We start from the raw sequence: 19,289 nt of genomic DNA, 5'->3' as shown, positions 1-19,289 counted from the left end.
CTCAGCGCGCGTCCTTCAACGGCTTGAGCTGTGCCTCCTGGTCGCCGAGCAGCTTGTCGATCACGGGCTCGTACCAGTCGTACGCGGCCCGAGGGGACTTCTGCCGCGCCGCGACCTCGTCGATGTTGGAGGAGTCCACGACACCGCCGGGGGACAGGAACCAGCCGTCGGGCAGCTTCCCGCCGTTCTCGCGCACCGACTCGATCAGTATCGCCGTGGAGAGATAGCCCTTGAGGAAGTGCTGCGGGTCGATGGTCACGAAGTTCGAGCCGTCCTCGACCGCGTCCAGGGTCTTGGGGTCGACGTCGAAGCCGGCCGTCAGCCACTTCCCGCTCTTCTCCTTCTTGATCTTCGCGAGGTTGTAGCTGTCGGCGTCCCCGACCCCGAGGAACGCGAGCGCCTCGGGATGGGCGGCGACCTGCGAAGCCCAGGAACTGTGGTTCTGACCAGGATCGCTGTACGTCTGGAAGGGGCCGAGCACCTTCACGCCCGGCGCCTCCTTCTCGAAGGTGTCAGTGATGCCCTCGGCGCGGTTGTCGAGCACCGGCGTCCCAGGATTGGGCACCCCGACGACGATTTCCCCCTTCGGGTCGTCGCCCAGCCGCTTCAGCGCCTCCCGGGCCATCAGCTCGCCGAGCGCGTAGTTGTCGTTGCCCACGTAGAAGGTGACCTTGCTGCCGTCGGTGGGGGAGGTGTCCAGAGCGACGATCGGAATGCCCCGGTCGACGGCGCGGGCGGCGGGCCGGGTGAAGATCGGTGGGTCGAGGTTCTCCAGGACGATGCCGTCCTTGGCGACGGCGGTCAGGTTCTGGAAGAGCTGGACCTCGGCCGGACCGTCCGTGTTGGGCGGCCCGACGGCCTTGAAGTCCACCTTCCCCGCGTGGTCGGCGGCGCTCTCGGCGCCGAGCACCATCTCGTGCGCGAAGTTGAGACTGATGTTGGCCACCGCGATGCCCATGTCGAGCTGCCCGCCGCCCCCGCCTCCGGAGTCGTCGTCGCCGCATCCGGTGGCACAGAGGAGCACCAGCGCGCCGAGGGCGCCGGAGAGGGTACGGAACCGGGGGTGCATCGGGGCCTCCAGGTGCGGTGACGATCAGTGTCTGCGGCTGTCTCGGCGGCGCCCTCTGCGGCGCAGGGCGCTGTCCGCCGCGACCGCGACGAGGATCACCGCGCCGGTCGCGAACGACGTCCAGTTGATGGGTACTTCGAAGAACACGAGGCCGGACGCGACGACGGACAGGATCAGCGCGCCGGCCACCGCCCCGACGACCGAGCCGCGACCGCCCGCCAGCGGGGTGCCGCCGATGATGCACGCGGCGATCGCCTGCAGCTCGTACCCCTGGCCCAGCGTCGGGTCCCCGGCGCCGTAGTACGCGAGCGCCAGCACCGACGCGCAGGCCGTGGTGAGTCCGGACAGCGCGAGGGCCTGGATCCGTGTACGGACAACGGGGATTCCGCTGAACGAGGCCGCGTCGGGATTGGACCCGATGGCCCGCACCCGGGACCCGAAACGGGTACGGGCCAGCACCACCGTCAGGACGGCCGTCACCGCGAGCAGCACCCACAGCGCGAACGGCACGCCGCCCGCGTCGCCTCCCGCGAGGGTGAAGAACGAGTCGTCCAGCGGCAGATCGGTGATCTGCTTGCCGTCGGCGAGCGCGAGCCCGATGCCCCGGAACAGCATCAGGGTGCCGAGCGTGACGATGAACGAGGGCAGCGCCAGCAGGGTGGTGACCAGCGCGTTGAAGACGCCCAGCGCGGTCCCGGTGAGCAGTACCACCGGGACCGCCAGCCAGGGTGGCACACCTTCCCGTACCAGCAGGGCGCCGACGACCAGGCACATCGCGTAGCTGCCGCCGACCGACAGGTCGACCTCGCGCATGGCCAGCGCGAAGACCATGCCGCACGCCATCAGCGAGATGTAGACGGAGTTGTGCGCGGTGGTGAGCAGGTTGTCGCTGTCGAGGAAGCCGGGGTACGGGATGCCGATGCCGGCGACGAGAAGGGCGAGGACCACCAGGACGCCGAGTTCGTCGGGGAGCCACCGTGGCGAGAGGCGCGCCGCCCACGATCCGGCCGACGGCGGCCCGGACCGCCGCCCTCCTCTTCCGCCCTGTTCGCGGGCGCGCTCGGCGTCGTCCACGGCACGGTCGGTCTCGGTCATCGGCCACGGCTCCGGAACGCTGGCGGCTGGGTCCGCCCGCAGCGTCGGCCCGCGGGGCGTACGCGGCAACAAGGACGTTCCGGCGAATGGAACAGCGGCTGGCCCGAGACCCGGTCGGCGACCGTTCCGCAGGGCGTTCCGTAGACCGGAAACGCCCCCTTGCAGGCTGCCTGACGGGTCATCACACTCGGCGCATGGAGACGCGTACCGCCCTGGTGACCGGCGCGGCACAGGGCCTCGGGCAGGAGTTCGCCGTCGCCCTCGCGGGACGCGGCTACCGCGTCGCGGGGCTCGACCTGGTTCCGCAGCGGGAGACGGCCGACCGCGTTCTGGACTACGTGGAGCTGGTCGCCGACGTCACGGACGAGACCCAGATCGGTGTGGCCCTGGCCCAGTTGCTGGAACAGTTCGGCACCCTGCACGTCCTGGTCAACAACGCGGGGGTCTACCCCGAGTCGGACTTCGAGGACATCACGCCCGAGGAGTGGCGGCGGGTGATGCGCGTCAACCTGGAGGCGCCGTTCCTGATGACCCGCGCGGTACTGCCGCATCTGAAGGCGGCGGGCTGGGGCCGCATCGTGAACATCGCCTCGGCCGCCGTGCTCACCGCCCCGCCCACGATGGTGGCGTACACCGCCTCGAAGGCCGGACTGATCGGCTTCACCCGCGCGCTCGCCTCGGCGCTCGGGCCGTACGACATCACCGTCAACGCGATCGCGCCGAGCATGGTCCGCACGGAGACCGCCGAGCGCACGGTCGGCGCGGACGGCGGGTTCGAGCACGTCCGCGCCCAGCAGGCCGTCCCCAGGACCCAGGAGCCGTGCGACCTCGTCTCCACCCTGCTGTACGTGGTCGACGAGGGCAGCGGCTTCCTGACCGGCCAGACCCTCAACGTGGCAGGCGGCTCGGCCTACCTGTGAGACGCGGGCCCGGCAGGTTCAGGAGTTCCTGAGCCACTCCCGCAGTTCCTCGTTGAGCGAGCGCTGAAACGTCGTCAGCAGGGCCTGCACCACCAGGGGTTGCATGTGCGCCGAGAGGTCCCTCACGGCCTCGACGGACTCGTGCTCGGACACCTCGTCCCGGAACAGCACGGAGAGTTCGCGGGCCGCGGCACGCGTGTGCTTCACCATGACATTGCGCGCGGCGAGGATCGTCTCGTGCGCCATCGGTACGTCGAGCAGCTGGACGCCGAGCCGCAGCAGCCCGAGGTCCACGCGGTACGAGTCCGGGGCCGCCGCCTCCCTGAGGACACCCATCGCGGCGAGCCGGTCCAGGTCCTCCCGGCCGAGCGATCGCCCCGCCCGGCGCTCCAGCTCCGCCCGGCTCACCTCCTCCGCCGCGTCGGGCGCCCAGGAGGCCACCACGGCCCGGTGGATGGCCAGGTCCTGGGCGCTGAGCCCGTCCGGCAGCTGCTGCAGATAGCGCTCGATCCCGGCCAGCGTCATCCCCTGCTGTTGCAGCTCCTCGATGAGCGCGAGCCGCGCCAGGTGCTCCTGGCTGTAGTGCCCCACGCGACGCGGCCCGATCACGGGCGGCGGCAACAGCCCCTTGGTGCTGTAGAAGCGCACCGTCCGCACCGTCACACCCGCCCGCGCGGCCAGCTCGTCGACGGTGAGCGTCGGCTCCCCGGTGTCCGTCGCCATGCCTGCTCCTCCACGTACGGCGCCCACCACCGGACGCGGTGAAACAGTATTGCTGTCTCACCTACGTTGTGAAAGATTCCGCGGTCGGGCCGGGCGTGTCCGCGCACATCCCGCGCATCGGATGGGCATCGGCCGCGCATCGGCCGCGGACTCGCGGGCGGGAGCCGAACGCGCGAAGGCGGAGCGGAGTTCGCCAAACGGTGAGTTCCGGTCAACAGTGGCGCAGATATGCGTTGCCGCACGCACATGATCGGGTAAGTCACGACCATGGTCCCCGTGGCGTTGCCGCTGTTCGTCGTCGCCGTTCTGTTCTACCGCCGGGTACTGCCCCGAATACGGCAGGCGGGCGACGCGGGCGTCGAGATACGCGACGAGGCAGGTGACGAGGCAGGTCACGAGGCCGTGGCCGGCCCGCAGGCCCCGGAGGAGGACGCCGCGGCGCTCGCGGCCACCCGTGCCGAGGGTCACCGCGCACGCGACTCCATCCTGGCCGAGGGCCGGGCCCGCCGGGCGGCCCACTGCGCCGCCGCCGAGACCCAGCTCCGCATCGCCGTCTCGGAACTGGCCTCGAACCTGGCAGCGGACGGCCCCAGCCCCGTGAGGGACGCGGGGAACGGCCCGCCCGGCCACCTGTAGCCCGCACGGTCCCACCGGGCACAGGCCGCCACCCTCTGGCCCGCCCCGGTGGAGCCGCGCCCGTGAGGGGCGCGGGGAACGGCGCGCCCAGCCACCCTCCCGGCCGCACCCTCAGTGATCGTGCACAGAATTCGTAGCGGCGATCTTCTTCCAGGACTTCGGCCGCGCCACAGCCCCTACGGCCCCGTCCCCCTCCGCCCCCGGCGCGATCGAAGCGGCCCGCGCGGCGGGCACCCCCGGCTTGGCCGCCTGGTGGAGCCAGGTGTCGAACAACCCCGCGAGCGGCTGCCCCGACACCGACTCGGCGTACCGCACGAAGTCGCCGACGGTCGCGTTGCCGTACGCGTACCGCTTCGGCCAGCCCTTCACCAGGGCGAAGAACGTCTCGTCCCCGACCTCGTTCCGCAGTGCCTGCAAGGTCAGCGCCCCGCGGTCGTACACCGCGAGGTGGAACTGGTTCTCCGGCCCCGGGTCCCCGGGCCTGACGGTCCAGAACGGATCCTCCGCGGGCCGTGACGCGTACACGTAGTCCGCGATCTCCTGCGCCGTGCCCTCGCCCTCGTGCTCCGACCACAGCCACTGCGCGTACCGCGCGAAGCCCTCGTTGATCCAGATGTCCTTCCACCCGGCGACCGACACGGAGTCGCCGTACCACTGGTGGGCCAGCTCATGGACGACCACGGACACGTTGGTCCCGCTCGCGAACTGCCGCGGGCTGTAGAAGGGCCGGGTCTGCGTCTCCAGCGCGTACCCGGTGTTCGTGTTGGGGACGTATCCGCCCAAAGAGTTGAACGGATACGGCCCGAAGTACTCGGCCAGCCAGTCGGCGACCTCCCCGGTCCGCTCGATGCTCGCCCGTGCGGCCCCGTAGTTGTCGCCCAGGTCCTTGCTGTACGCGTTGACGATCGGGATGCCGCTCTCCGACGTCCCGGTCGTGACGTCGAACTTCCCGACGGCCAGCGTGGCGAGATAGGTGGCCTGCGGCTTGTCGGACCGCCAGTTGTAGCGTGTCCAGCCGGCCCGCGAACTCGTCGACTGCAGCGTGCCGTTGGAGATGGCCTGGGTACCGTCCGGCACGGCGACCGACACGTCGTAGGTGGCCTTGTCCAGCGGATGGTCGTTGCTGGGGAACCACCACCAGGCCGCCTCGGGCTCGTTCGCGCCTACCCCGCCGTCCGGGGTGCGGTGCCAGCTGGTGAACCCGTACGCCGTCTTCGTGGACGGCACCCCGCTGTAGCGCACCACGACCGTGACGGCCGTACCGGCGGGCAGCGGGTTCTTCGGCGTGATCTCCAGTTCGTGCTCACCGGATGTCGTGAACGACGCCTTGGCGCCGTTGACCCGCACCTCGCTCACATCGAGCAGGAAGTCCAGATTCAAGCGCGAGAGATCCTGGGTGGTCCTCGCCAGCAGGGTCGCCGTGCCCTCCAGCCGATCCGTCGCCGGCTGGTACGTGAGCCGCAGATCGTAGTGGGAGACGTCGTATCCACCGTTGCCGTACGCCGGGTAGTAAGGGTCGCCGATGCCCGGCGCCCCGGGGGAATGGCTCGCGGCGGATGCCGGGATCGCCAGCAGCAGGGAGGCCGCGAGCGCGCCCGGGGCGATGAGTCTGCGATGCACGTCGAGCTCCAAGTCGTGGGGGGCAGGAAGTCTGTCCGGAGCCTATGCACGCGCTGTGGGCCCACCCCTGTCCACGGCCGCTCCCTTCACACGATCGCCATTCGGCGGACACGTGTGATGCCGACACCCCCAATCGGCCCCCTTTTGCACAGGAGTTGACCGGAGTACCTTCCGCGCATGCGGACACCTGCGCGCCACATGCGCCTCATCACCTGGAGATCGCTCGCGACGGCGGCCACCGCCGCCCTGATGGCCACGCTGCTCACCCCGGCCGCCGCCCAGAGCGCTCCACGGGAGAGCACTCCCGTCTACTCGTACGACAACGCCGTCCGTGAGTCCGTCTGGGTGGACACCGGACTCGACGGCGACAGCGACGGGAGGACCGACCGGGTCGCCGTCGACATCGTCCGCCCGAGCGAGCCCGCCCAGCAGGGCCGCAAGGTACCCGTGATCATGGACGCCAGCCCGTACTACTCCTGCTGCGGCCGGGGCAACGAGAGCCAGCGCAAGACGTACGACGCGGACGGCGATGTCGTCCAGATGCCGCTGTACTACGACAACTACTTCGTACCGCGCGGCTACGCCTTCGTCGCCGTCGACCTCGCCGGCACCAACCGCTCCGACGGCTGCGTGGACGTCGGAGGCCGCTCCGACGTCCAGTCCGCCAAGGCCGTCGTCGACTGGCTGAACGGCCGCGGCAAGGGCTACACCTCCCGTACGGGGACCACGAAGGCCGAGGCCGGCTGGACCAACGGCAGGACCGGCATGATCGGCAAGAGCTACGACGGCACCATCGCCAACGGCGTCGCCGCCACCGGGGTCGAGGGCCTGGAGACGATCGTCCCGATCGCCGCCATCTCCTCCTGGTACGACTACTACTTCGCCAAGGGCGCCCCCCTGTACGACTCCGGCCCCGAATGGCTGTCGGACTACGTCGAGAGCCCCGACGCCCGCGCCAGGTGCGCCGCCGTCCAGCAGAAGATCGTCGACGGAGCCCCGCGCACCGGCGACCGGACGAAGTTCTGGACCGAGCGCGACTACGTGAAGGACGTCCGCAAGGTGGACGCGAGCGTCTTCGTCATCCACGGCATGCAGGACCTCAACGTCCGCACCAAGCACTTCGGCCAGTGGTGGGACGGCCTCGCGAAGAACGGCGTCGACCGCAAGATCTGGCTGTCCCAGACAGGCCACGTCGACCCCTTCGACTTCCGTCGCGCCGCATGGGCCGACACCCTGCACCGCTGGTTCGACCACGAACTCCTCGGCTACGACAACGGCGTCGACGACGAGCCGATGGCCGACATCGAGCGCGGCCCCGACCAGTGGGCCACCTCGGCCGTCTGGCCGCCGCGCAGCACCGACACCGTGAAGCTGCGTCCGGGCAGGGGCGAGCAGGCGGGCGTCGGCACCCTCGGACTGCGTACCGGATCGGGCACCGAGACCTTCACCGACGACCCGGGCCAGGACGAGACCGCCTGGGCCGCCGAGATCGACCGGTCCACGCCGGCCAAGGCCGGCTTCACCACGAAGCCGCTCACCCGTGACGTCCGTGTCTCCGGGTCCTCCAAGGTGACCGTCACCGCCACGCCGACCACGACGAGCGCCCACCTGTCCGCGGTCCTCGTCGACCTCGGCCCCGACACCATCCGTGACTACGCCGCCGCGGGCGAGGGCATCACCACGCTCACCGACCGCACCTGCTGGGGGCCGAGCACCACCGGTGACAGCTCCTGCTTCAAGGAGACCGCGGCCAGGACCACCGACGTCGAGTACACGGTGTTCAGTCGCGGCTGGGCCGACCTCGGCAACCACTCCTCCGCCACGAAGGGCGAGCCGCTCACCCCGGGCAGGGCCTACACCATCACCCTCGACCTGCACGCGAGCGACCACGTCGTGCCCGAGGGCCACCGGCTCGCGCTGATCGTCGCGGGCACCGACCAGGGCCTCATCGACCCGCCGTCGACCACCCCGACGCTCACGCTCGACCTGTCCCGTACGTCTGCCTCCGTGCCGCTCGTCGGAGGGACCGGCGCCTTCGCCCGCGCCACCTCGGGATCCTCGTACATCACGCCCGACGCGATCCTCGACGGAGTCGGCGAACCCCGCGCCACCCACCGCGTCCCCGGAGGCACCGACCGATGACACGGCGACGACCGACAACACCCCGCCGGACCGCAGCCCTCGCGCTGACGGTGGCGGCGCTCACCGCCCCCCTCCTCACCGCACCCCTCCTGACGGCGCCGGCCCACGCGGCCGAGCGCCCGCCGCGCACCGGATTCGAGCGGACCGACGGAGCACGCTGGACCACCCAGGCCGAGGAACAGACCTTCCTCACGGCTGTGGACCGGGCGAGCGAGCGGGTCTCGCTCAGCCGCATCGGCACCACGAAACAGAACCGGCCCGTCCAGCTCGTACGCGTCGGAAACCCGCACGCCGCCACCACCGTGCTGCTCGTCTGCAGCCAGCACGGTGACGAACCATCGGGCCGCGAGGCCTGCCTCACCACCGTCCGCGATCTCGCGTACGCGAAGGACGCGAGCACCCGCAGGTTCCTCGACCGCACCGCGCTGCTCGTCGTGCCCACCGCCAACCCGGACGGCCGAGCCGCCGACACCCGCGGCAACAGCGACGGCGTCGACATCAACCGCGACCACCTCGCGCTCCGGACGGCCGAGGCGCGCGCGATGGCGGCCGTCGTCCGTGACCGGCAGCCCGACGTGATCTACGACCTGCACGAGTACGGAGCCACACCCCCCTACTACGACAAGGACCTCTTCGACCTCTGGCCGCGCAACCTCAACACCGGCACAGCCGTGCATGACGAGGCACAGACCCTCTCGCAGACGTACGTACGGCCCGCCGCGCAGGCCGCCGGCTACTCGACCGGGACGTACGGCATCTGGACCGACCCGGTGACCGGCGACCCGATCCAGCAGGTGGCCGGTGACGGGCAGGAGCGGATCCTGCGGAACATGTCCGGCGTCAAGCACGGCGTGGGACTGCTCATCGAAAGCCGGGTCGATCCCCTCACGGAGGCCGAGAAGGCCGACGAGGCGCTCAACAACCGGCGCCGCGTCCACTCCCAACTCGCCGCACTGGGAGGCCTGTTCGACTTCACCGACGAACGGCGCGGCCGGCTCGGGGCGGCCACGTCGGCGGCCCGGCTGGCCGGCTACCGGGACACCGGACCGGTCTACACGGGAGGCGCCGACAACGACCCGGCCGAACCGTCCGAGATCATCGCGGACCCGCCCTGCGCCTACCGGCTGACGGCGGACCAGTACGCGGACGTCAAGGACGAACTGGCCCTGCACGGCGTCACGGCGCGACAGGACTCCGACGGTGCCGGGGCCCGCGTACCCCTGCGCCAGTCCCTGCGTGCCCTCGTCCCGCTGCTGCTCGACGAGCGTGCGCCGTACCACCTGACAGTCGCGGAGCCCGACACCCGCTGCTGAGGCGGTTGCGAACGGCGGCACCTGTGGTAGGTCGTAGGCACACGATCAGGAATGTGTGTCCGAAAGCTTTCCAGGGAAGGTGCCGCCGATGACCGAAGATCTGAAGGACAGGGGAGGCCGGGACGATCCGTCGGGCGTCCCCGGCGGCCCGGACGCCCAAGGCCGGGGACCCCGACCCCGCACGGACTGGGTGGTGTTCGGCGTCACGGCCGCACTCACCGTGGCGTTCGTGATCTGGGGAGCGGTGGCCACCGACTCCCTGGAGAGCGCCTCCACAACCATGCTCAACGGCCTGATCCACAACGGCGGCTGGGCGTTCATGCTCGCGGCCTCGTGTTTCGTGGTCTTCGCGCTGTGGCTCGCCATCAGTCGCTACGGAAGAATCCACCTGGGTGCCGAGGGTGAGGAGCCCGAGTTCCGCACCGTCTCCTGGGTGGCGATGATGTTCAGCGCCGGTATGGGCATCGGCCTGATGTTCTACGGCGTGAGCGAGCCGCTCTCGCACTACATGACACCTCCGCCGGGCACCACGCCCGCCGACTCCGCGGAACGCATGGAGACGGCGATGGCCACCACCCTCTTCCACTGGACCCTGCACCCGTGGGCGATCTACGCGGTGGTCGGCCTCGCCATCGCCTACAGCACCTACCGCAAACGCCGGCGCCAGACCATCAGCGCCGTCTTCACCCCGCTCATCGGCGAGAAGCACGCGAACGGCTCGGTCGGCCGGGCCATCGACATCCTCGCCATCATCGCCACCGTCTTCGGATCGGCGGCCTCGCTGGGCCTCGGCGCCCTGCAGATCGGCTCCGGCTTCACCGAGCTGGACTGGCTGGACAAGGTGAGCAACGGACTGCTCGTCTCGATCATCGCCGTACTGACCGTGGCGTTCGTCGCCTCGGCCGTCTCCGGTGTGGAGAAGGGCATCCAGTGGCTGTCCAACATCAACATGGTGCTGGCCCTGGTGCTCGCGGTCTTCGTGTTCATCGCGGGCCCCACGATCATCGTGCTCGACCTGCTGCCCACCTCGATCTTCTCCTACCTCGGTGACCTGCCCCAGCTCGCCGGCCGCACCGAGGCCAGCGGCGGCAAGGGCGTGGCCGACTGGCTCGGCAGCTGGACCGTCTTCTACTGGGCGTGGTGGATCTCCTGGACGCCCTTCGTCGGCATGTTCATCGCCCGCATCAGCCGTGGCCGCACCATCCGGCAGTTCGTCGGGGGCGTCATCCTCGTGCCCAGCACGGTCAGCCTGGTCTGGTTCGCGATCTTCGGCGGTACGGCGATGAAGCTGAAGGAGGGCGGCGCGCTCGCCGGCAAGACGACCCCCGAGGGCCAGCTCTTCGGCGTCCTGCAGGAGTTCCCCATCGCGACGGCCACCAGCCTGCTCGTGATGATCCTGGTCGGCATCTTCTTCGTCTCGGGCGCCGACGCGGCGTCCATCGTCATGGGCACGCTCTCCCAGAAGGGCGCCCTCGAACCCGGCCGTTTCGTCGTGATCTTCTGGGGCGTGGTGACCGGCGCGGTGGCCGCGATCATGCTGCTCGTCGGCAGCGGCAACGGGGACGCGCTCACCGGCCTCCAGAACCTCACGATCCTGGCCGCCGCGCCCTTCGTCCTCGTGATGATCGGTATGTGCATCGCCCTCATGCGCGATCTGCGCCGGGACCCGGTCATCGTCCGCAACGAGATGGGCTCCGAGGCGGTGGAAATGGCCGTGATCGAAGGCCACAAGAAGTACGACGGCGACTTCGAGATCCGGGTCGGCCCGGGTGCGGGCACGGAAACGGAGGGCGACCCGCTGGGCCACGACCACACGTAACCGCGCGCCCCGCGAGGGTTGTCGTATGTCGGCCGCGGCCACATCGCGGCTGAGGCTGCGCAGTTCCCCGCGCCCCCAGGTACCTGGGGGCGCGGGGAACTGCGCGACCTCGGCTACAGCCGACCCGCGCCTACGACACAAGCCCCAGGACAACCTCCGCGCACCCCCACGCCACGGTCACCCCACCCCCGCCATGCCCATAGTTGTGCACCAACACCCCACTCCCAGCCGCGCCGCCGGAGGCGTCCCGTTCGAGCCGCACAGCGGACCGCACAGGCCGCACCCCCACCCGATGCCCCAGCACCCGCGCTCCCGCCACCTCCGGCCGGAGCACCGCACAGCGCGCGACGATCCCCGCGGCCACCGCGGGATCAGGCTCCAGGGACCACTCCCCGTCGTCCGTGGTCCCGCCGAGAACCAACCGCCCCGGCTGCGGAAAGAGATACGTGGTCGTCCCGGCGACCGCGTCCGTCGACACCAGCCACGTCCGGATCCCCGGGTTCTCCACGATCACCAACTGCCCCCGCACGGGCCGGACCGCCGTATCCCCCAGGAGCTCCCGCGCACCGAGCCCCGTGCAGTTGACGACGACCCCCGCCCGCGCCCGGGCCTCGGCGAGGTCCGTCACAACCCGTGACTCGATCGTCCCGCCCGCCCGCAGGAACCGCGCGCGCAGCCACCCCAGATGCACCGGCATGTCGATCAGCGGCAGCCTCGCCCACAGCCCCGCGCCCGCGTACTCCTCGGCCGTGGACGCCCGTAGTCCCGGCAGCCGGGCCGCGGCCCACGGCCCCTGCTCGTCAAGCCGCGCCTCGCCCATGACACCTTCGACCATGCGTACGCCCGTCTCCCCGGGCCGCGCCGCCAACTCCTCGTACACGGACAGTGATCGCAGTGCCCACGCCCGCGCGAGGTCCCGCGGCTCGATGGCGTACGGCCACCACAGCGCGCCCGCAACCGCCGAGGTGGTCCGCTCGGCGGGCTCCCGCGTCCAGATCCGTACGCGTCTGCCGCTCTCGGCAAGAAGGAGGGCCGTAGTGAGTCCTATGACCCCGCTGCCGACCACGATCACGTCACCGCTTCGCTCTTCCGCCACGCGGGGACGTTAGCGGAATATGTCATGCCGTGCTCGGAGTCGGCCCAGTCCGGGAATACTCACAGCATGTCTGCCGAGTACGCGACCTTCGGCCTGGCACCGGCGATGCGTGCCGGTGGAGTACTGGCCAACGGTGACTACCGAGCGCACCGGGACTTCGTCGACTTCATCGTCGACGGACGCCCGCTGCTGTACGAGCTGTCCGACCTCGACGCCGTGTCCCCCCTCGCCTCCGACGTACCACCCGCGATCTTCATGGCCCAGGTGCAGAGCCTGCTGCTGGAAGCCGACCCTCCGCTGGAGGGCGGCCGGTACGTCATATACGGCTGCCCGGAGTGCGAGGACCTCGCCTGCGGTGCCGTGACCGCCGTGATCGACCGCCACGGCGACGACTTCGTCTGGCGCGACTTCGCCTGGCAGACCGACGAACACCCGGACCTGGAACGGAACGGCTATCACGGCATCGGCCCCTTCCGTTTCCACGGCGACGAATACCGTGCCGCCCTGGGCTCCCTGCTCGCCGGGGCCGGGGGCGAGCGCCGCCGGGTCCTGCTCATCGGCGCCCGGGCCGCCGTCCTGGCCAAACTCGCCGCCGCCCTGCGCATCATCGGCATCGGCGCCGACATCACCCGGGACGCCGCCGGCGTGCCCGTCGACGAACTGCGCACCTACGGCGCCGTCGCCTTCGGCCGGGCCGTCACCGAACAGGAACGTGCCGACGTCCGGCACTCCTTCGAACAGGCCGGCGTCGACGTCGCGTACGTCGACGGGCTGGCCCCGATCGTCCCGCTCCTGGTCGCCCAGATAGAGAACGCCCTGGACCGCAGCCCCCGGGAACAGCGCCGGCTGACGCGGCTGGTCGCCGCCGACGGCGAGGCGGGCATCGAGGTCACCTCCCCCTGCCGGGTCCAGCTGACCGCGTACCGGCTGGACCGCCTCTACCGCACCCATATGCACGAGGTGTTCGACGGCGTCCTGGAAGCGGGCCGCCACCGGCTTCCGCTGGACACGAGGGCGACCAGAGGGGAGTCCTTCATCGTGGCGCGGACGTCCGGGAGCGTACTGGTGGAGGCGATGGCCCGCTGACAGCCCGGCCCGGACGCCCGCGCGCGTGACGAGGCCGGACGCGGGCGGACGCCGGCGGACGCGGGCGGCGCTGAACCCGGGCGCGGGCGCGCGGCCCCGGCGATTAGGATCGGCCTCCTGATGACTGCCACTCTCGTCGCCAAGAACCTCGCCGCCGGCCACGGCGACCGCACCCTCTTCGCCGAACTCGACCTCGTCGTCGCGCCCGGTGACGTGATTGGTCTCGTCGGTGCCAACGGCGCGGGCAAGTCCACCCTGCTGCGGATGCTCGCCGGCCTCGACAAGCCCGACGAGGGCGAGCTGCGGCTCTCCCCGCCCGCCGCGGCCGTCGGCCATCTGCCGCAGGAGCCGGAGCGCCGGCCCGGCGAGTCCGTGCGGGAGTTCCTGGCGCGCCGCACCGGCGTGGCCGAGGCCCAGCGGGTGATGGACGAGGCCACGCAGGCACTCGTCGACGGGTCACCGGGCGCGGACGACGCGTACGCGGACAGCCTGGAGCGGTGGCTCGCGCTGGGCGGCGCCGACCTCGACGAGCGGGCCGAGGACGTCGCCGACTCGCTCGGCCTCGCCGTCGGCCTGGACCAGCCGATGACCTCGCTCTCCGGCGGCCAGGCGGCCCGCGCCGGACTCGCCTCGCTCCTTCTGTCCCGCTACGACGTGTTCCTGCTCGACGAGCCGACCAACGACCTCGACCTGGACGGCCTGGAGCGCCTCGAACGCTTCGTCTCCGGGCTGCGCGCGGGCACGGTCGTCGTCAGCCACGACCGCGAGTTCCTCACCCGCACGGTCACCAAGGTCCTCGAACTCGACCTGGCCCAGCAGCAGATCACCCTGTACGGCGGCGGCTACGAGGCCTATCTGGAAGAGCGGGACGTGGCCCGCAGGCACGCCCGCGAGGGCTTCGAGGAGTACGCCGACAAACGGTCGGCGCTGGAGGGCCGCGCCCAGATGCAGCGCTCCTGGATGGACAAGGGCGTCAAGAACGCCCGGCGCAAGGCGAACAACGACAACGACAAGATCGGCCGCAAGTTCCGCAGCGAGGCCAGCGAGAAGCAGGCCGCGAAGGCCCGGCAGACCCAGCGCATGATCGAGCGGCTCGACGTGGTGGAGGAGCCGCGCAAGGAGTGGGAGCTGCGGATGGAGATCGCGGCGGCCCCGCGGTCGGGATCCGTCGTCGCCACCCTGCGCGACGCCGAGGTCCGGCGGGGCGACTTCACCTTCGGCCCGGCCACGCTCCAGATCGACTGGGCGGACCGGGTGGCCGTCACGGGCGTGAACGGCGCGGGCAAGTCCACGCTGCTCGGCGCCCTGCTCGGCCGGGTGCCCCTGGACTCGGGCCACGCCACGCTCGGCTCGGGCGTGATCGTCGGCGAGGTCGACCAGGCACGCAAGCTCTTCCACGGCACGGAGGCCCTGCTCGACGCGTTCTGCGCCGCCGTCCCCGACACCGAGCCGGCCGAGGTCCGCACGCTGCTGGCCAAGTTCGGCCTCAAGGCGGAACACGTCCTGCGCCCGGCCGCCAGTCTCTCCCCGGGAGAACGCACCCGCTCGGCCCTGGCCCTGCTCCAGGGCCGAGGAGTGAACCTCCTGGTCCTCGACGAGCCGACCAACCACCTGGACCTGCCGGCGATCGAACAACTGGAGTCGGCCCTCGACTCCTACGAGGGCACCCTGCTCCTGGTGACCCACGACCGCCGCATGCTGGACGCGGTCCACACGACCCGCCGCCTGGAGGTGGCGGCGGGCAAGGTACTGGAACGCTAGGCGCTCGCTGGAAGTCCGGTGCGCTGTCCGCGGGTGCTTCGTGGCTGGTCGTGCAGTTCCTCACACCCCTTCCGGGCGCTGCCTGGACGCGGACCCATGTCGCCCTCGCGGCTGCCGCGAGGGCGCGCCCTTCAGGGGCGCGGGGAACTGCGCGACCAGCCCCCACCGGACCCGCACGTCACGACGGCGCGGGTCCGGCCGCCGCAAACTCAGCCCCGCCCCTTACGCCCCTTCGGGTCAGCGAGCCCCGCCCGCCGCAAGGCGTCAGCCATCGCACTGTTCCCGGGCGCGGGCGCGGCAGCCTGACGCGACCCCCCGCCCCCGCCCCCGCCGGTACGCCCACGCTGCTGAGGCGGGCGCGCGCCACCGCGCTGAGGGCGCCCGGAGCCACCCTCCTGCCCTGCCGGCGCCGCCTCGTCGTCCAACCGCAAGGTCAAAGAGATCCGCTTGCGCGGGATATCGACCTCAAGCACCTTCACCTTGACGATGTCCCCGGATTTCACCACGTCCCGCGGGTCCTTGACGAACGTCTTGGACATCGCGGAGACATGGACGAGACCGTCCTGGTGCACGCCCACGTCCACGAACGCCCCGAAGGCGGCCACGTTCGTGACGACCCCTTCAAGCACCATCCCCGGCTCCAGGTCGGCGATCTTCTCGACGCCGTCCTTGAAGGTCGCCGTCTTGAAGGCGGGCCGCGGGTCGCGCCCCGGCTTCTCCAGCTCCCGCAGGATGTCCGTCACCGTCGGCAGGCCGAACTTCTCGTCCACGAAGTCGGTCGGCTTCAGCGAGCGCAGCGCCCCCGTGTTGCCGATCAGCGAGCCGACCCCGCTTCCCGCCGTCTTCACCATCCGGCGGACCACGGGGTACGCCTCGGGGTGCACGCTCGACGCGTCCAGCGGGTCGTCGCCGCCGCGGATCCGCAGGAAGCCCGCACACTGCTCGTACGCCTTGGGGCCGAGCCTGGCCACCTTCTTCAGCGCGGTGCGTGACGTGAACGGGCCGTTCGCGTCGCGGTGCGCCACGATGTTCTCGGCGAGCCCGGAGGTGATGCCGGAGACCCGGGTGAGCAGGGGAGTGGACGCCGTGTTCACGTCCACGCCGACGCCGTTCACACAGTCCTCGACGACCGCGTCGAGGGAGCGCGAGAGCTTCACCTCGGACAGGTCGTGCTGGTACTGGCCGACACCGATCGACTTCGGGTCGATCTTCACCAGCTCGGCGAGCGGGTCCTGCAGCCGCCGCGCGATGGAGACGGCGCCGCGCAGCGACACGTCCATGCCGGGCAGCTCCTGCGTGGCGAACGCCGACGCCGAGTACACGGACGCCCCCGCCTCGGACACCATCACCTTGGTGAGGTTCAGCTCCGGGTGCTTGGCGATCAGCTCACCGGCGAGCTTGTCCGTCTCGCGGGACGCCGTGCCGTTGCCGATGGCGATCAGCTCGACCGCGTGCTCCTTGGCGAGGCGGGCGAGCTTGGCGATGGCCTCGTCCCACCGGTTCGCCGGGACGTGCGGGTGGATGACGTCCGTGGCGACGGCCTTACCGGTCGCGTCGACCACGGCCACCTTCACCCCCGTACGGAAGCCCGGGTCGAGCCCCAGCGTCGAGCGCGTGCCCGCGGGAGCCGCCAGCAGCAGGTCGCGCAGGTTCGTCGCGAAGACGTCGACCGCCTCGTCCTCGGCGGCCGTGCGCAGCCGCAGCCGCAGGTCGATGCCGAGATGGACGAGCAGCCGGGTGCGCCAGGCCCAGCGGACCGTGTCGTTGAGCCACTTGTCGCCCGGCCGGCCGCGCTCGGCGATCCCGAAGCGCTGCGCGACGATCCCCTCGTACGAGGACGGGCCGGGCCGCTCCGACGGCTCCTCGGGCTCCAGGACGAGGTCCAGGACATCCTCCTTCTCACCGCGCAGCATGGCGAGAACGCGGTGCGAGGGCAGCGCCTTGAAGGGCTCGCTGAAGTCGAAGTAGTCGGCGAACTTGGCGCCCGCCTCCTCCTTGCCGTCCTTGACCTTGGCGGCCAGCCGGCCGCGCACCCACATGCGCTCGCGCAGCTCGCCGATCAGGTCGGCGTCCTCGGAGAAGCGCTCGGTGAGGATCGAACGGGCGCCGTCCAGGGCGGCCTGCGGGTCGGCGACGCCCTTGTCGGCGTCGACGAAGGCCGTGGCCGCGGCGACCGGATCGACGGACGGGTCCCCCAGAAGTCCCTCGGCGAGCGGCTCAAGGCCCGCCTCACGGGCGATCTGCGCCTTCGTGCGCCGCTTCGGCTTGAACGGCAGGTAGATGTCCTCCAGCCGCGCCTTGGTCTCCGCGCCCTGGATCCGGGCCGCCAGCTCCTCGGTGAGCTTGCCCTGCTCGCGCACCGAGTCGAGGATCGCCGAGCGCCGCTCCTCCAGCTCCCGGAGATAGCGCAGCCGCTCTTCGAGCGTGCGCAGCTGCTCGTCGTCGAGCATCTCGGTCGCTTCCTTGCGGTAGCGGGCGATGAAGGGCACCGTCGAGCCGCCGTCGAGCAAGTCGACGGCCGCCTTGACCTGCCGCTCCCGTACGCCGAGTTCCTCGGCGATCCTGCCTTCGATGGACCCTACGAGGGGTGTCGTCACGATCCCGTACCGCCTTCTTGACTGAGGTTGCGCGGCAATTGTGGCAGGTGGCACCGACAACGGGGGATCAAGGGCGCACCGGACGTGCCAGGGCGTACGAGCCGGACGTGCCCGGACACGCGAGGAGCCGGACACGCCCTTGGCGTGTCCGGCTCCCGAAGCGGTCTTTCGGTCAGGCCCTGCGAGTCCGTCCGCCGCGGCGCGTGGAACTGGAAGCGCCGCCGAACAGCCGGGCCACTGCCCGGAACGGAAGCGTCACCACGGTGGCGACGGCCCCGCCGATCTGCCGGAACACGTCTGCGATGGCACGGAACACGAGCTACCCCTTTCGTCTCCCGATCGGTACGGCCGGGAGACTCACGGGTACCTCGGATCCGGGTTCCGAACCCCGCCGACTTCGAGAAGCCTTTGCGCGAGGGGGAGTTCAGCCCTTGCCGAACGCGCTCTCGGGGAAGGCGCCGGCGGCCAGCGCCTTCGTCGTCAGCCCCGTACCCAGCTCCGTGAGGCGCTCGACACCGGCGGCGCCCAGATGCTCGTAGGGAGCCGTGTCCAGGCGGTCCGTACTCGCCTCGATCTCCTTGCGCAGGGCGACACCGTCCTCGCTCAACTCGTTCTCGGCGGTGAGCAGTCCGCGCTCCCGGAGCCGGTCGCAGGCCGCGTCCCAGTCCTCACGGCGCCAGCCGCGGGTGGACATGACCCACTTCGGCGCCATGCCCTTGCCGGTGGCGGTGTGGCTCACCAGCGCCTCCATGGGGTCGAGTTCCGCGCCGAGCAGCACCGCGAGGTGCCCGTCGCCCCGGTGCTCGCGCAGCAGCGTGGCCGCGTGCCAGAGCGCGAGGTGCGGTTCGTCGGGCACCGGCAGGTCGGCGTGGGCGGCGTACAGGGGGCGGGCGGTCCTGGTGCACGCCTCCGTGGCGCGCAGGGCGAGCGCCGCCGCCTCGGCGACCTCCTCGGAGGCGATCACCTCGTCCCCGAGCAGCCGTCGCAGCATGCCGTCGGCGGCCCGCAGACGTGCCGCGAGCACCACCTGCGGAGAGGCGGTCCGCCACACCTCGGGCACATGCCGTGCCACCAGTTCGTGGCGGAAGTTGTAGAAGGTCGCGGTGACCGTGCCCGCGCCCACCGCCCCCATGGCCGCGGCGCGCACCGCGAAGTAGGCGGCGCTGCGGTCCGTCACCCCGACCGCGGCCAGCTCCGTGCCGAGCTCGGGCGAGAAGTACTGGCACGAGTGCAGCGGGTTGAGGACGTTGTGGCATCGGCGTCCGGCACGCTCCGGCAGGGCTGTCGTCATGCCTCGCACGTTACCGACTGGTTGGTACGTAGGGAATGGCGGGGCGCCCATCCGGCCCTGCTCGCACCCGCAAGGCACCCGTAAGGCACCCACAAGGCCCCCGCAGGGCACCCGCATGGCA

The 19,289-nt window shown here is 71.2% G+C and carries 15 protein-coding genes; 7 read left to right on the top strand and 8 right to left on the bottom strand.

Going from position 1 to position 19,289, the window contains the following annotated elements:
- Position 1 precedes the first annotated feature (1 nt).
- Complete coding sequence (locus ACH4DZ_RS36135) at positions 2-1,069, bottom strand: sugar ABC transporter substrate-binding protein (RefSeq protein ID WP_398292494.1); 1,068 nt, start codon at positions 1,067-1,069, stop codon at positions 2-4.
- A 24-nt stretch (positions 1,070-1,093) separates the two neighbouring features.
- Positions 1,094-2,164: an ABC transporter permease gene (locus tag ACH4DZ_RS36130; RefSeq protein WP_398292492.1), complete on the bottom strand. Its 1,071-nt coding sequence runs from the start codon at positions 2,162-2,164 to the stop codon at positions 1,094-1,096.
- A gap of 194 nt (positions 2,165-2,358) precedes the next feature.
- On the opposite strand from ACH4DZ_RS36130, the gene ACH4DZ_RS36125 reads away from it, so the two are divergent.
- Positions 2,359-3,084, top strand: coding sequence for an SDR family NAD(P)-dependent oxidoreductase (locus ACH4DZ_RS36125; protein WP_398292490.1), 726 nt, complete (start codon positions 2,359-2,361; stop codon positions 3,082-3,084).
- Between the two features lie 18 nt (positions 3,085-3,102).
- Here the strand turns inward: ACH4DZ_RS36125 and ACH4DZ_RS36120 are convergent, their stop codons facing one another.
- The gene (locus ACH4DZ_RS36120; RefSeq protein WP_398292488.1) at positions 3,103-3,807 is read right to left on the bottom strand and encodes a MerR family transcriptional regulator; all 705 of its coding nucleotides are present in this window, start codon (positions 3,805-3,807) and stop codon (positions 3,103-3,105) included.
- Positions 3,808-4,083: 276 nt separating this feature from the next.
- On the opposite strand from ACH4DZ_RS36120, the gene ACH4DZ_RS36115 reads away from it, so the two are divergent.
- Positions 4,084-4,443, top strand: a complete 360-nt coding sequence (locus ACH4DZ_RS36115; RefSeq protein WP_398292486.1) for a hypothetical protein — start codon at positions 4,084-4,086, stop codon at positions 4,441-4,443.
- A 111-nt stretch (positions 4,444-4,554) separates the two neighbouring features.
- Here ACH4DZ_RS36115 and ACH4DZ_RS36110 read toward each other — a convergent pair whose 3' ends face one another.
- Positions 4,555-6,063 (bottom strand): M1 family metallopeptidase, encoded by a 1,509-nt coding sequence (locus ACH4DZ_RS36110; RefSeq protein ID WP_398292484.1) that lies wholly within the window; start codon positions 6,061-6,063, stop codon positions 4,555-4,557.
- Positions 6,064-6,240: 177 nt separating this feature from the next.
- Here ACH4DZ_RS36110 and ACH4DZ_RS36105 point away from each other — a divergent pair, with 177 nt between their 5' ends.
- The 3 genes from ACH4DZ_RS36105 to ACH4DZ_RS36095 all read left to right on the top strand — a co-directional run bounded on the left by ACH4DZ_RS36105 (position 6,241) and on the right by ACH4DZ_RS36095 (position 11,337).
- Positions 6,241-8,205: a Xaa-Pro dipeptidyl-peptidase gene (locus tag ACH4DZ_RS36105; RefSeq protein WP_398292481.1), complete on the top strand. Its 1,965-nt coding sequence runs from the start codon at positions 6,241-6,243 to the stop codon at positions 8,203-8,205.
- Positions 8,202-9,518, top strand: coding sequence for a M14 family metallocarboxypeptidase (locus ACH4DZ_RS36100; RefSeq protein WP_398292479.1), 1,317 nt, complete (start codon positions 8,202-8,204; stop codon positions 9,516-9,518). Before ACH4DZ_RS36105 ends, ACH4DZ_RS36100 begins: the two co-directional genes overlap by 4 nt.
- Before the next feature lie 88 nt (positions 9,519-9,606).
- Complete coding sequence (locus tag ACH4DZ_RS36095) at positions 9,607-11,337, top strand: BCCT family transporter (RefSeq protein WP_398292477.1); 1,731 nt, start codon at positions 9,607-9,609, stop codon at positions 11,335-11,337.
- 130 nt (positions 11,338-11,467) lie between these two features.
- Here ACH4DZ_RS36095 and ACH4DZ_RS36090 read toward each other — a convergent pair whose 3' ends face one another.
- Entirely contained in the window at positions 11,468-12,433 is a 966-nt protein-coding gene (locus ACH4DZ_RS36090; protein ID WP_398292475.1) for an FAD-dependent oxidoreductase, read from the bottom strand.
- A 66-nt stretch (positions 12,434-12,499) separates the two neighbouring features.
- On the opposite strand from ACH4DZ_RS36090, the gene ACH4DZ_RS36085 reads away from it, so the two are divergent.
- Both ACH4DZ_RS36085 and ACH4DZ_RS36080 read left to right on the top strand, forming a co-directional pair.
- The gene (locus tag ACH4DZ_RS36085; protein ID WP_398292473.1) at positions 12,500-13,519 is read left to right on the top strand and encodes an oxidoreductase; all 1,020 of its coding nucleotides are present in this window, start codon (positions 12,500-12,502) and stop codon (positions 13,517-13,519) included.
- A 120-nt stretch (positions 13,520-13,639) separates the two neighbouring features.
- The gene (locus tag ACH4DZ_RS36080) at positions 13,640-15,280 is read left to right on the top strand and encodes an ABC-F family ATP-binding cassette domain-containing protein (protein ID WP_398292471.1); all 1,641 of its coding nucleotides are present in this window, start codon (positions 13,640-13,642) and stop codon (positions 15,278-15,280) included.
- Positions 15,281-15,489: 209 nt separating this feature from the next.
- Here the strand turns inward: ACH4DZ_RS36080 and ACH4DZ_RS36075 are convergent, their stop codons facing one another.
- From ACH4DZ_RS36075 to ACH4DZ_RS36065, 3 genes are all read right to left on the bottom strand, one after another.
- On the bottom strand, positions 15,490-17,877 hold the full coding sequence (locus ACH4DZ_RS36075) for a Tex family protein (protein WP_398292469.1): 2,388 nt from the start codon (positions 17,875-17,877) through the stop codon (positions 15,490-15,492).
- A gap of 172 nt (positions 17,878-18,049) precedes the next feature.
- Positions 18,050-18,193 carry an LPFR motif small protein gene (locus tag ACH4DZ_RS36070; RefSeq protein WP_248776454.1) on the bottom strand — a complete coding sequence of 48 codons (144 nt, stop codon included), beginning with the start codon at positions 18,191-18,193 and terminating at the stop codon, positions 18,050-18,052.
- Positions 18,194-18,301: 108 nt separating this feature from the next.
- Entirely contained in the window at positions 18,302-19,168 is an 867-nt protein-coding gene (locus ACH4DZ_RS36065) for a hypothetical protein (protein WP_398292467.1), read from the bottom strand.
- Between the last annotated feature and the right edge of the window lie 121 nt (positions 19,169-19,289).

It is taken from the genome of Streptomyces sp. NPDC017991, from assembly GCF_044328075.1.
Lineage (GTDB): Bacteria > Actinomycetota > Actinomycetes > Streptomycetales > Streptomycetaceae > Streptomyces.
This window is presented reverse-complemented; position numbering and strand designations above follow the sequence as displayed.